At 34.8% G+C, this 13,073-nt stretch carries 11 protein-coding genes and 1 riboswitch; of the genes, 9 read left to right on the plus strand and 2 right to left on the minus strand.

What is annotated here, in order from left to right; translation table 11 throughout:
* The gene (locus tag H4O20_RS08135; protein WP_185098897.1) at positions 1–1,182 is read right to left on the minus strand and encodes a helix-turn-helix domain-containing protein; all 1,182 of its coding nucleotides are present in this window, start codon (positions 1,180–1,182) and stop codon (positions 1–3) included.
* A gap of 551 nt (positions 1,183–1,733) precedes the next feature.
* Here H4O20_RS08135 and H4O20_RS08140 point away from each other — a divergent pair.
* Entirely contained in the window at positions 1,734–3,443 is a 1,710-nt protein-coding gene (locus tag H4O20_RS08140; RefSeq protein WP_185098898.1) for a tetratricopeptide repeat protein, read from the plus strand.
* A gap of 124 nt (positions 3,444–3,567) precedes the next feature.
* Here the strand turns inward: H4O20_RS08140 and H4O20_RS08145 are convergent, their stop codons facing one another.
* Positions 3,568–5,169 carry a T9SS type A sorting domain-containing protein gene (locus H4O20_RS08145; RefSeq protein ID WP_185098899.1) on the minus strand — a complete coding sequence of 534 codons (1,602 nt, stop codon included), beginning with the start codon at positions 5,167–5,169 and terminating at the stop codon, positions 3,568–3,570.
* A gap of 505 nt (positions 5,170–5,674) precedes the next feature.
* Positions 5,675–5,771: riboswitch (TPP riboswitch) on the plus strand.
* Positions 5,772–5,897: 126 nt separating this feature from the next.
* Between H4O20_RS08145 and thiS the strand changes: the two genes are divergently transcribed.
* From thiS to H4O20_RS08185, 8 genes are read left to right on the plus strand one after another with little or no spacing between them, the layout of a single operon-like run.
* Positions 5,898–6,104 carry a sulfur carrier protein ThiS gene (gene thiS, locus H4O20_RS08150; protein WP_221442784.1) on the plus strand — a complete coding sequence of 69 codons (207 nt, stop codon included), beginning with the start codon at positions 5,898–5,900 and terminating at the stop codon, positions 6,102–6,104.
* 43 nt (positions 6,105–6,147) lie between these two features.
* Positions 6,148–8,007, plus strand: a complete 1,860-nt coding sequence (gene thiC / locus H4O20_RS08155) for a phosphomethylpyrimidine synthase ThiC (RefSeq protein WP_185098900.1) — start codon at positions 6,148–6,150, stop codon at positions 8,005–8,007.
* Positions 8,008–8,010: 3 nt separating this feature from the next.
* Positions 8,011–8,607, plus strand: coding sequence for a thiamine phosphate synthase (locus H4O20_RS08160; RefSeq protein ID WP_185098901.1), 597 nt, complete (start codon positions 8,011–8,013; stop codon positions 8,605–8,607).
* Positions 8,594–9,358: a hydroxymethylpyrimidine/phosphomethylpyrimidine kinase gene (locus H4O20_RS08165; protein WP_185098902.1), complete on the plus strand. Its 765-nt coding sequence runs from the start codon at positions 8,594–8,596 to the stop codon at positions 9,356–9,358. Before H4O20_RS08160 ends, H4O20_RS08165 begins: the two co-directional genes overlap by 14 nt.
* A complete protein-coding gene (gene thiE / locus H4O20_RS08170; RefSeq protein ID WP_185098903.1) occupies positions 9,355–9,978 on the plus strand; it encodes a thiamine phosphate synthase in 624 nt (207 codons plus the stop codon). The genes H4O20_RS08165 and thiE overlap by 4 nt, the downstream gene beginning before the upstream one ends.
* 26 nt (positions 9,979–10,004) lie before the next feature.
* Positions 10,005–10,778 carry a thiazole synthase gene (locus tag H4O20_RS08175; RefSeq protein ID WP_185098904.1) on the plus strand — a complete coding sequence of 258 codons (774 nt, stop codon included), beginning with the start codon at positions 10,005–10,007 and terminating at the stop codon, positions 10,776–10,778.
* On the plus strand, positions 10,771–11,889 hold the full coding sequence (gene thiH, locus H4O20_RS08180) for a 2-iminoacetate synthase ThiH (protein ID WP_185098905.1): 1,119 nt from the start codon (positions 10,771–10,773) through the stop codon (positions 11,887–11,889). Before H4O20_RS08175 ends, thiH begins: the two co-directional genes overlap by 8 nt.
* A gap of 3 nt (positions 11,890–11,892) precedes the next feature.
* The gene (locus tag H4O20_RS08185; RefSeq protein WP_185098906.1) at positions 11,893–12,966 is read left to right on the plus strand and encodes a ThiF family adenylyltransferase; all 1,074 of its coding nucleotides are present in this window, start codon (positions 11,893–11,895) and stop codon (positions 12,964–12,966) included.
* Positions 12,967–13,073 lie beyond the last annotated feature (107 nt).

Consider the following 13,073-nt stretch of genomic DNA (forward strand, 5'->3'; position numbering starts at 1 on the left):
TTAACGAGTGGTGCGTGATTTGCGATAGACTGCAGGAGTTACGTTTTCCATATCTTTAAAGAACCTATAAAAAACCGACATTGTTTTAAATCCTGATTCTGCAGCAATACCTTCGATTGTGTAATGGAATAGATTTTTATCTGAAAGCAATCTTTTGCTTTCTTCAATTCGCAACTCGTTTATATAATTATAAAACGTTTTGTTTAAATTGTGGTTAAGCACATGTGAAATTGCATTCCTTTTTTCTGACAATTCAGTTGCTAGATCGTTAAGGCAAAAATTTGGATTTTTATAAGGCTTCTTCTCTTTCATTAACTTGTCTAGTTTTTCTATTATTTCACTTTCTATTTCTGGTTCATTATTAAAGGTTTCGCGAATTATACTTGCCTCGTTATTCAGCTTTGTTTCAAAAGGTTTTACTGTATTTACTGAGCTGACTTTAGAAATAGGAATAGGCCGACAGAAAAGGATAGGATACTTATATATCATAAGTGTTATATAAAAAATACTAATTGCGATTACTGCGTGATAAGCCATATACAATAGATAAGGATCTATATAAGTAATTTTAATTATTGCCGAAATCCCACCTATTATAAAGACTGAAGCGAAGCTATAGTTAATAATATGAAACCATTCTAGCTTCCTGCTTTCTATTTCGGAGTATTGTTCTTGGAGGATTTGATACCTTTTCTTTAGAATTCGATTAGTTTTAATGAAATAGAAAGGCCCTTGTAGAGTAGCTACGTAAGAACTTATATTCATTCTAAAATTATACCATTCATGTTTACGCATATTTGCTATAGAGAAGTCGCTACTTACAAATAAATAAAGAGTGAAACCTAAATAAATATAAATTGGTAAAAAATGTAAATGGTCCTTTTTTTGAAACTTTTTGTATTCATAAAACATAAATTTTGCATACAAATATATTGGCGGAAACAATGTAAGAGCTAGCATTGGTCCTATAAAAGTAGTTAGGGTAACACTGAAAAATGGTTCTTTGTGTATAAATGCAAAAAACCAGTAACACGAAAAACCCCAAGCAAAAAGTAGCAAGGCAAGTATATTGTTGGAATATGGTCTTCTTTTATCTTTTAATAGAAGATATATACCAGTGAAAGCCTGTGAAGCACCGAAAAGCATTAAGATAGAAAAGTAGGATTCAATTTTTGGGTACATAAAAAACTATTTAAATAGAACTCTGTAAACTTAACTATTTATCCAAACAGTTTTATTCATCTTAGTATACGATATTTGAAAATTAATTAAGAACGGTCAACCCTAATTAGGGATGTTTAGATATGTTTTATTTTGAAAATATACATAATCAAATGCTGCGTTAACTTGATTGGATTCAAAAACAGGAAATTAATTGGAATTATTTCTATCTCTGAAATCTTCAAAGAACGTTAATATTACTATTGTTATTTTATTTTAACAAACTCATTGAATCTGGCAGACTATAGCCATGTATCCATCAACACCACTTGTTTTTTTCTCGGTTATAAAAAATATGTCTAACGACGGGTTCGTCATTATAAGCACAAGTTAAAGAAACTGTTTTTAGCGAGTACAAAACCGAATTGTAAAACTTTAAAACTAGTCAATAGTAATTCGTGAGTGAAGTCAGTTTTAGTAAAGCATAGCATTTTTGCTAGTTCTCATTATTAATTGAATGTATCCCTTCATTAAACATAAATATTGTTCATGTATTTAAGTATTTTTGACAAATGCGATGGTTCCCTAAGTTTAAAATTTCGCTCGCTATTAATTTCACATTAATAACCACTGTATTACTTGTAGTGGTCTATTTTTCTATTGGATTTTTTATGGGCTCTACTAAGTTTTTCTCTCCTACTCGAAGTGGAGATGAGATTCCTCAGGAAATAACTTTTCTTTTAGATTCGGCCAAGTTGATTATTCGTCACGATCCGGTAAAAGCAGATTCTTTAAGTAAAGCTGCAAAGCAATTACTTCTAGGAAATAAAAATGATTCCCTAGGCTATAAAATTGATTATACGTTAGGTGAAATAGCAGTTTACAGATCAAATTATCCTGAGGCTCTTCAATATTTATTAAGTTCTAAAGCAGTTCTTGAGAAAATTAAGGAAATGGATAATATTACTCGTTTTGACTACGCCAGAACGTTGAATAAACTTGGACAAGTTTACTATGAATTAGAGAAGACCGACAAAGCCTTAAGGTATTTACAACAAAGTTTATCTATTTACAAAACACTATCTAAAGAAGAGAATATAGTAAGAACGATTAGTAATATTGGAGGGGTATATTATAAGGAAGGGCAGATACAAAAGGCCATAGCTGCATACGAAGAAGTTTTAGGTTATGATAATCTTGACCAAATTGATGATATACAAATACTTTATTCAAATCTTGGAGCCTTAAATTTACTTATCGGAAAAAACACAGATGGTCTAGAATATTTAAATAAGGCGGAGGATGTCATTCTCAAAGCCCAGTTAAACGAAAAGAACACCTTACAATTATCAAAGGATTACTCGAGGGTACTATACAATAAAGCTTACTATTATCGCGGAGCAAGTGAATCGCATAATTATAAAGAACATTTGCTTAAGTCTTTAAAAGTTCTCGATACATTTTTTGCTCCTAATGAGGCCCGCGCACCATTGATAAGTTTACACGAATTGTATCGTGAAAATGGCAATTACCAAGCGGCATATGAAACGCTTTTAAAGTATCAGAGTATTCATGATACACTTTTTAATTTAGAGAGTGAAAGGCAAATTGCTAAATTGGAGACACAACATGAAGTTTTCCGGAATCAACAAGCGATTGAATTAAAAAAGAGAAATACAGCGATGTTGTATTGGGCTGCTCTATCAGTGTTATTACTATTTTTGATTCTTGTTTTGATTTTTTTATACAGACAAAAGTTGAAATTTATAAAGGCCGAACAAGAAAGACATCGACTGGCCAAAAATAAGTTATTATTAGAATCTAAGTTAGATGTACAAGAGGAAATACTACATAAAAAGAAAAAGGAAGTACATCAATTAGCTTCTCAAATTGTAGAAAAGAATGAAAATATTTTAAGCCTAAAAGAGCATTTAAACCAAATTAACACCTCTGCTCAAAAGCACTTAAACCAAGGAAAAATAACTGAATTAATTAAGAACACTAGAGAGGGTAAGAATTTAGAGGCCGATAGAAAGCAATTTCTATTAAATTTAGAACAAAGTTCGGTAGTGATGTTTGACAAGCTCGATACTGAATTTAATGGTTTAACTAATCGTCAAAAACACTTAGCAGCCTTAATAAAATATGGTTTTACAGCAAAAGAGATTTCAGTTTTATTTAATATTTCTCATAAATCTGTTCAAACTGGAAAGTACAGGCTTAAAAAAATATTGAAACTAACTAACGAACAAGATTTAGAAGTTTTTTTAAAAAAGTATTGAGTAATTATTCTCGCAGAAGTCCGTGTTTGTCTAAAAAATAGCGGGTATTCTTGTAAATAAAAAAGATGACTGCCTCAAAAGTTAACTCTTGAAACAGCCATCAGAATTGGGGAGTATTTAAATTTTACTTTTTTAAGAATTTTTGAGTTTTTGCAATACCCTCTGCTTCTATTCTTACAAAATACATTCCTGGGGAAAACTTGTTAACGTCAACCTCTATCCTCGTTGTATCTATAGTTTGTTCGAAAACTTTTTGTCCCAAAATACTATAAATCTCCATTTTTGTGATAGGGTGTTTTGAAGTGATATTTAAAACATCCGACACTGGATTAGGGTAAATAGAAAAAGAATTGGTTTCAATGCTGTTTGTTGAAAGTGTACCTACTTGTATAGCGTAATCTTCAACCTGTCCGTAAGTAACCCACGTACATCCATCTATCGGATACATATTTGCGTAAAACTCTTTAACTAATCGCATTCTTGTAGTCCCTGCTAGAGCATTAGTTGGAACTTCCACAATTTTACTAATTTGAATTCCATCTTCTCCATTACTATTTTCAAGGATGCCTATGTCATACCTTTCAGTAGTGTTATTGAAAGTGTTATCCTGATTCCAATCTATAAACAAGCTTACACCATCTTGATAATTCCCTCCTGTATTCCCTTCCACAATAATTTCATACGATTCGCCTGGTACTACTTGAGCTGAGATGTCTAAAAAATATTCGTGCGCTGGAGCTTCATCAAGAGCTGCAGGAGAACGATTTACAATTCCCGCGAACTCAACGTTTGAAATTGGCTCAATAGTATCCAAATTACCTACTTGGCAATAATAGTCGTTTGTGGTAAAATTAAATGGGATTGTAAAAATACTTTCTCCTTCGTTACACACTGTCTTTATGTAAACATCGTAAGAAGTTATTAATTCGAGATTATCAAGGATCACCTCTGTTGTACTACTAGGAACACTAACTTCAACACCGTTTCCTGTTCCTGGAATGAACCCAGAAAAACCATATTCGACGGTGTAAGATTCCGCTTCAGGCCAACCATTCCAAACTATTGTAGCTTGATTTGTTTCGATATTGGATGCTGCTACATTTTCAGGAATTAAACATCCTTCGGCTAATGTACAAACACCATTTAATGTAAATACCCCATCCCAAGTTTCATTCACTAACCAATAATTTATCGCAGGGTTTGAGTAATTCACTCCTTCACCTTCTACTTCTACCCCGTTAATTTCCCATCCTACACGTTTTCCAGGAATAGACGCATGTGCTATTAATTGAATCCAATATTTCACGGGTTCAGTACCTGTACCTGTGAAATCTATAGCTTGTGGTAAATCTAAAACTACTCGTCTAATGTCAAAATCCTCTTCTTGATCTATAACTATTTGTGAAGTAGGAACAACATTAGTAATTGTATCTCCAAGAACCAAACCTGGATGACCGTTGTCATTATTATAAAACACCACATCTATAGACGCAATTTCGCCATCTTCAGTCCATAAATTCGCTTCAATTTGTTCTAGTGAGAAGTTTGTAGTATTGGCTGAAAGCTGAAAATCGTTAGCAATTGTTTGTCCGCCAGCGTCCATGAAACCTTTAGATCTAATATCATTTGCAGGATGGTCATGTGGGGAACAATTGTTTTGACTATTTCCTAATACAGGCGTAAGAAATAGTAAAAGTAAGAAGCTAAGAGATAGAGTGTATTTCATAATTTATAGTAATTAAAGTTTAGATTGATTTATTAAACTTTTCGCGAGCCTTGGATAAAATTTCACGATTTTATTTTGGTGCAAATTACAAAGGAATATGGTAAAGCAATGATTTTAATATACTACATACATACTACAACAACAGCTATTTTGTTGACAATAAACAGTTTTAGTAAGCGTAATACACCTAAAATAATTTCAACCTTTTTTTAATTAAATTAGAAGAATTCAAGTTAAGAGCCCTATTAAAACATTCCGTTTTAACGAATTTTTTGAAACATTATAGTAGTAAAAATGCTTTTGTTTCGACATTATTTGAATTCAAATAAAATAAGGCATAACATTTTAACACAGATACACTTCATAATCTAATCCCACAATAATCCCCAAACCCACCAACAAAAAATCATTCTATAACAATCTGTCCCCTTTCACACTACATCATCTTAAAATATTTTAAACAAGCTTAGTTAGTTTTAAAAAGAATTTATTGATAAGTTTGTGGTGTAAACTTTAGGGGTGTTCTAAATAATTAGAACTGAGAAAGACCCTTTGAACCTGATCTGGTTAGTACCAGCGAAGGGAAAAGTTAGCAATACATCATCCAAATCAATAGATGTATTTATACACTTTTTATAAAAGTACAGCGTCTTCACCTGTGCTTTCATTTCAAATAATTCCCTTCTCAAAAACCTTTATCGTTTACAGCATAATTAAAATTATACTGTATGATGATTACTATTTTGGTTAACGAGAAAGCTATTGAAATCAACCCCGATTTCAATATCCTACAACTGCTAGATAAAATAAATTCACCTCAAGATGGTATTGCGGTAGCCGTAAACCATAGCATTATTTCAAAACATTTATGGAGTGCCACAAGCTTGTCTGCCAATGACGAGGTTTTAGTTATTCAAGCTACTCAAGGTGGATAATCTCTTCAATTAATAAACTAACACAACTACAAAACTTTTCGATATGAAAAACAAGGACACTGCTCCAAAACAAGGAACAATCACAAGACAAGCATTTCCAAATTCAAAAAAAATATACGTACCGGGCAAATTGCATCCACAGATAAAAGTTGCCATGCGTGAAATTTCCTTAAGTGACACAAAAGATTCCCTAACAGGAAAAATAACCCCTAACGAACCTGTTACTGTTTATGATACTTCCGGACCTTACACAGATCCAAACAAGTCTATTGACGTACATAAAGGGATTGAAAGAATTCGCGAACAATGGATTTTAGACAGAAACAATGTGGAAAAGCTAGAAGATTTTTCATCAGAATACGCTAGGGAACGATTAAACGACAAAAGTTTAGACCATATGCGTTTTTCTAGCTTAAAGAAACCTTTGCGAGCAAAAAAAGGTCAGAATGTTACGCAATTACATTATGCCAAGCAAGGGATAATTACACCAGAAATGGAGTATATCGCTATACGTGAAAATCAGCGTATTGACGAAATGACCGAAATTAGAAAACAACATAAAGGCGAGCATTTTGGCGCTGCTATTCCTTCTAAAATCACTCCGGAATTTGTACGAGATGAAGTTGCTAGAGGTCGCGCTGTAATTCCATCGAATATCAATCACCCAGAAGCAGAACCTATGATCTTGGGGAGAAATTTTTTGGTAAAGATTAATGCTAACATTGGGAATTCTGCCACTACTTCTTCCATTGAAGAGGAGGTTGAAAAAGCAGTATGGGCTTGCCGCTGGGGTGCAGACAACATTATGGATTTATCTACTGGTAAAAACATACACGAAACCCGCGAATGGATTATTCGCAACTCCCCTGTTCCTGTTGGAACGGTTCCTATTTATCAAGCTTTAGAAAAAGTAAACGGAGTTGCAGAGGATTTAACTTGGGAGATTTTCCGAGATACTTTAATTGAACAAGCCGAGCAAGGAGTAGATTATTTCACCATCCACGCAGGGGTTCTGCTACGTTATGTTCCTATGACAGCAAACCGAGTAACTGGTATTGTTTCTCGCGGTGGTTCTATTATGGCCAAATGGTGTTTAGCGCATCATAAGGAGAGCTTCTTATACACTCATTTTGAAGACATTTGTGAGATTTTAAAGCAATATGATGTAGCATTTTCATTAGGAGATGGATTGCGTCCAGGTTCTATAGCCGATGCAAATGATGAAGCACAGTTTGCAGAATTAGAAACCTTAGGCGAACTGACAAAAATCGCACGAAAACACGAAGTACAGTGTTTTATTGAAGGTCCTGGTCACGTTCCTATGCATATGATTAAGGAAAATATGGAGAAGCAAATAGAAGTTTGCGATGAAGCGCCATTTTACACTTTAGGCCCTTTAACTACCGATATTGCTCCAGGCTACGACCATATTACATCTGGAATTGGTGCTGCTATGATAGCTTGGTACGGATGTGCCATGCTTTGCTATGTAACTCCAAAAGAACATTTAGGCTTACCTAATAAAGAAGATGTTCGTGTAGGAGTGATAACTTACAAGCTAGCTGCTCACGCTGCCGATTTAGCCAAGGGGCATCCGGGAGCACAACATCGAGACAATGCTTTGAGTATGGCTCGTTTTGAATTCCGTTGGGAAGATCAGTTTAATTTAGGACTTGATCCGGAGCGCGCTCGGGAATACCACGATGAAACCCTGCCTGCTGCGGGGGCTAAATTGGCTCACTTCTGCTCTATGTGCGGTCCAAAATTTTGTTCTATGAAGATTTCACAAGAAGTACGCGATTTCGCTGCTGTAAATAATATTGTTGATAACGAAGTAATTCAAAAAGGGATGGAAGAAAAAGCGGAAGAGTTTAAAAACAAAGGTTCTGAAGTCTATTTATAATTTATGGTAATTGTTATTGCTCCTGAAGTAGATATTTCTACGGAAACAAACACGCTAAACCAACTTTTTGAAGCTGGTTTAGCCTGTTATCACCTCAGAAAACCTAAGAAGAATTTCGAGGAACATATTGCTTATTTGAATGAAATACATCCAAAATTTCACAATAGAATTGTAGTGCATTTATTTCATGAACTAGCAAGCGAATTTAATCTTAAAGGTGTTCATTTTCAGGAACAGAAAAGAAAGACATTACTAAGAAACAAAACGGCAAGCTATTTTGATAATCTTAAAGTTAACGGTTTCACTATAAGTTCCTCTTTTCATAGTCCGGAGGATATTTCAAAGTTTACTATAGATTTCGACTACCATTTTTTAAGTCCTGTATTTACTTCCATATCAAAAAAGGAATATACCGGTCGCAAGTTTGATGTAAATAGTATAGACAAAACCGTAATTGGACTAGGTGGTGTTAGTGCTGACAACATTAAAAAAATGAAAGCCCTCGGGTATAGTGGCGTTGGCGTGTTAGGAGGTGTTTGGAACACTGATAATCCTGTAGAATCCTTTAAAAAAATAAAAGACAGTTTTGAACAATCATAAATACATCCTTAGCATTGCAGGTCACGACCCTACTGGAGGTGCTGGAAATACTTCAGATATAAAAACATTTGAAGCGCACGGACTTTATGGACTAAGTGTTTGCACAGCAATTACTATACAACACGATAGTGATTTTAAACATTGTATTTGGGTGGATACTGAAATTATTTTAGCGCAAATAGCTATTCTTTTTGAACGCTTTACTATCGATACCGTAAAAATTGGATTAGTAGAATCTTGGCAGTCATTGCTTCGTATTTTAGAAAAACTTCACAGTATAAACCCTTCTATAAAAGTTGTTTTAGATCCTATTTTTAAAGCAAGTGCAGGGTTTGATTTCCATTCCGAAAAAGATCAAAATAACCTAGATGAAATTTTAAAGCACTGCTATATTATCACGCCAAACTACAATGAAATAATTAGTCTACATCCAAATTTAGATTATGAAGAAACGCTTCAGTATATGAAGAAATTCACAAATATCTATTTAAAAGGAGGGCATAAATTTGACAAAAAAGGTTGGGATGAACTGCATCAAACAAATCAACAAACATATCACTTCCCTCCTATTACCGCTAGTATTTCTGAAAAACACGGAAGTGGCTGTGTGCTTTCTTCGGCTTTGGCTAGTAATATTCGTTTAGGACATAATTTACAAACTGCCTCTGATAAGGCAAAGCGGTATACCGAACAATTTTTAAACTCACACCCTTCCTTATTGGGAGTACACAACAAAATCGAAATTAAATGATTCCTAATTTACACTATATCTCTCAAGGCGAAACTGTAGGACAACAACTAGAGAACATCCTAAAAGCTTGTACTCATGGAGCTGAATTAGTGCAACTTCGACTTAAAGACGAAGATGAAAACACTTTGTTGAAAACAGCTGAAAAGGCCAGAGAAATCACTAAGAAATTCCAAACAAAATTAATTATAAACGACCATTATAAAATCGCGAAAGCTATACAAGCAGATGGCGTGCATTTAGGGAAAACAGATGCCTGCACAAGGGTAGCGAGACAGCATTTATACGATTGGCAAATTATTGGCGGAACAGCGAACAACCTACAAGACTGCCAAGAACTTATGCATAAAAAAGTAGACTATATAGGATTAGGTCCCTTCCGGTTTACAAGCACGAAAAAAAATCTGAGTCCGATATTGGGCTTAGAAGGCTACGTATCCCTTTTAAATGAATTGCATTCAGAAACTCCCATTATTGCCATTGGCGGCATCACGTTACATGACATTCCAGAATTATTAAAAACAGGCATCAATGGAGTTGCAGTTTCGGGAGCAATTACAAAGGATTTTAAGACCATAAAAGCCTTCCAACAAATATTAAAAACCCCTGTAGATCAGGTGTGAAATTAAAAACTTAACAAAGCACAAAAATGACAGACACGCTAAAAATAGCAGATACAACTTTCCGTTCCAGATTATTTACTGGGACGGGAAAATTTAGCAGTTCCAAAGTAATGCAAGAAGCCATTTTAGCTTCAGAAAGCGAATTGGTAACCGTGGCTTTAAAACGGGTAGATTTCCACAGTGAATATGACGATATCTTAATGCATCTGAAGCAAGATCACATTAACTTATTACCCAACACCTCGGGAGTACGCACAGCTAAGGAAGCTGTTTTTGCTGCGCAATTGGCTAGAGAAGCTTTACAAACCAATTGGATAAAGTTAGAGATTCATCCAGATCCAAAATATCTATTACCCGACCCCATAGAAACACTGAAGGCCACCGAAATTTTGGTGAAAGAAGGTTTCATAGTAATGCCATATATACACGCAGATCCTGTATTGTGTAAACGATTGGAAGATGTTGGGGCGCAATGTATCATGCCACTTGGAGCTCCAATAGGTAGTAATAAAGGGCTTATAACTAAAGATTTTCTGAAGATAATTATTGAACAAAGTAAGGTCCCTGTAATTGTAGATGCGGGAATTGGCGCACCTTCACATGCAGCTTATGCCATGGAATTAGGTGCCGATGCAGTTTTGGTAAATACAGCAATTGCAGCTTCTAAGAACCCAGTGCAAATGGGGATCGCTTTTAAGATGGCAGTGCAGGCTGGAAGGTTGGCATACCAAGCAAAATTAGCCGCAGTTAATCAATATGCAGAGGCAAGTAGTCCATTAACTTCTTTTCTAAATGAATAATTTTAAAGACATATTCAATCAATATAATTGGGACACTGTAAAGCAGGAAATATATAGTTTTACTGCTACCGATGTTCAGCAGGTATTACTAAAAGACGAAATAAGCTTAGAGGATTTTCAAGTATTAATTTCACCTGCTGCCAAACCTTTTATCGAAAACTTGGCGCAACGAAGTAGAGCGCTAACAAGAAAGAGATTTGGAAACACCATACAAATGTATGTCCCGATGTATCTCTCTAACGAGTGTCAAAACATCTGTACCTATTGCGGGTTCAGCTTAACTAATAAAATCCCCAGAAAAACCCTTACTGACGAGGAAATCCTTAAGGAAGTAGCATATATTAAACAGTTAGGCTACGACCATATTTTACTAGTAACCGGAGAAGCTAATAGTACTGTTGGAGTGGCTTATTTAAAAAACGCCATAAAATTAATTCGAGATCACTTTTCTAATATTAGTATAGAAGTACAACCACTAAATCAGGATGAATACGAAACTTTGATTGACGAGGGACTCTACGCAGTATTGGTATATCAGGAAACTTATAATCGCGCTACCTACAAAACCCATCACCCCAAAGGCAAAAAATCTAATTTCGATTATCGATTAGATACTCCCGATAGATTGGGAAAAGCTGGTATTCACAAAATCGGTTTAGGCGCTTTGTTTGGTTTGGATGATTGGAGAGTGGATAGATTTTACACCGCCTTACACCTAAAATATCTACAGCAAACCTATTGGAAAACCAAATATTCTATTTCCTTTCCAAGATTACGACCTCACGAGGGAGAAGTGCAACCCAAAGTGGAAATGACCGATGCGGATCTTGTACAGTTAATTTGTGCTTATAGATTATTAGATGAAGATGTGGAATTATCTATGTCTACAAGAGAGAGTGAGACTTTTAGAAACAACGTCATAAACCTTGGAATCACTTCTATGAGCGCGGAATCTAAAACAAATCCAGGTGGGTATGTTGTGGATCGGCAATCCTTAGAACAGTTTGAAATTTCAGATGAACGAGATACAAATAAAATTAAAGCTATGATACAATCTCAAGGTTATGAAGTAGTGTGGAAAGACTGGGATAAATCGTATTCTAAAAAGTAAAAAATGAAATTAACCACAGAAGAAACCTCTCAATATAGTAGACATCTTAGTCTTGAAGAAGTTGGAGAAAGAGGTCAATTAAAATTGAAACAAGCAAAGGTTTTAGTTATTGGTGCTGGCGGCTTAAGTTGTCCGGCGCTGCAATATTTAGTCACGGCAGGGGTTGGCATCATAGGAGTTGTAGATAATGATAGCGTGGATCAAACCAATCTGCAACGACAAATTCTTTATACAATTGAAGATATAGGAAAGTATAAAGTAGAAGCAGCTGTATCCCGATTGAAAAAATTAAATCCTTTTATTCAACTAAACAGCTACATTACCAAATTAAGTAATGACAATGCCCTTGATTTATTTGAAAACTACGATATCATTGTAGATGGCACTGATAATTTCCCTACTCGATATTTAATAAATGATGCTGCCGTAATTTTGGAAAAAACGGTAGTATTTGGGGCGATAAACAAGTTTGAAGGACAGCTTTCTGTCTTCAACTATCATAACGGACCCACATATAGATGCCTATTCCCTACCCCACCTTTGCCGGAACTAGTTCCTAACTGTTCAGAAGCAGGAGTATTGGGGATTCTACCAGGTATAATTGGAAGCTTACAAGCAAATGAAGTATTAAAGATCATTTTAGGCTTAGGCAATATACTGTCTGGGAAGCTATTAACTTTTAATGCGCTTACATTAAAACAGGAAATATTTCATTTTAAAAAGAATCCTTCCCTTGTAATAGCATCTTTAGTGCAAGATTATCAAACGTTTTGTGGTCTAGATGATGGGTATGAAGAAATAACGTATCAAGATTATCTGAAACAGGCAGATACTTTTAATGTATTGGATGTAAGAAGCAAAGAGGAACGAGAGGAACTTTATATCGAAAGTTTTCATATTCCTTTAGAGGAATTGGAAGATAGATATACCGAGTTAGCCGCAAACAAACCCTTATTGGTCTTTTGCAAATCTGGAGTACGCAGCAAACTTGCCATCAAGATGCTTAAAAGTAAAAACTTCGAGAATAGACTAGTAAGTCTAAAAGGCGGCATTAATACTGCAGCTGTTATTCTTTAGTGCAATAGTTTTAGCATAAAAATTATAGCAATAGAGAATGTATATCCTAAAATAGTATAATCAATTACACTCAACAATCTTTCTATATCTTTGCAGATGTACAACAA

The sequence above is a fragment of the Aequorivita sp. 609 genome (assembly GCF_014212065.1).
In the GTDB taxonomy this organism is placed as follows: Bacteria; Bacteroidota; Bacteroidia; order Flavobacteriales; family Flavobacteriaceae; genus Aequorivita; species Aequorivita sinensis.

Bases quoted from the DNA above. Each gene is read 5' to 3' on its own strand.
- H4O20_RS08135 (WP_185098897.1), bottom strand. From the start codon at position 1,182: ATGTACCCAAAAATTGAATCCTACTTTTCTATCTTAATGCTTTTCGGT.
- H4O20_RS08160 (WP_185098901.1), top strand. From the start codon at position 8,011: ATGGTAATTGTTATTGCTCCTGAAGTAGATATTTCTACGGAAACAAAC.
- H4O20_RS08185 (WP_185098906.1), top strand. From the start codon at position 11,893: ATGAAATTAACCACAGAAGAAACCTCTCAATATAGTAGACATCTTAGT.
- H4O20_RS08140 (WP_185098898.1), top strand. From the start codon at position 1,734: ATGCGATGGTTCCCTAAGTTTAAAATTTCGCTCGCTATTAATTTCACA.
- H4O20_RS08145 (WP_185098899.1), bottom strand. From the start codon at position 5,169: ATGAAATACACTCTATCTCTTAGCTTCTTACTTTTACTATTTCTTACG.
- thiE (WP_185098903.1), top strand. From the start codon at position 9,355: ATGATTCCTAATTTACACTATATCTCTCAAGGCGAAACTGTAGGACAA.
- H4O20_RS08175 (WP_185098904.1), top strand. From the start codon at position 10,005: ATGACAGACACGCTAAAAATAGCAGATACAACTTTCCGTTCCAGATTA.
- thiC (WP_185098900.1), top strand. From the start codon at position 6,148: ATGAAAAACAAGGACACTGCTCCAAAACAAGGAACAATCACAAGACAA.
- thiH (WP_185098905.1), top strand. From the start codon at position 10,771: ATGAATAATTTTAAAGACATATTCAATCAATATAATTGGGACACTGTA.
- thiS (WP_221442784.1), top strand. From the start codon at position 5,898: ATGATGATTACTATTTTGGTTAACGAGAAAGCTATTGAAATCAACCCC.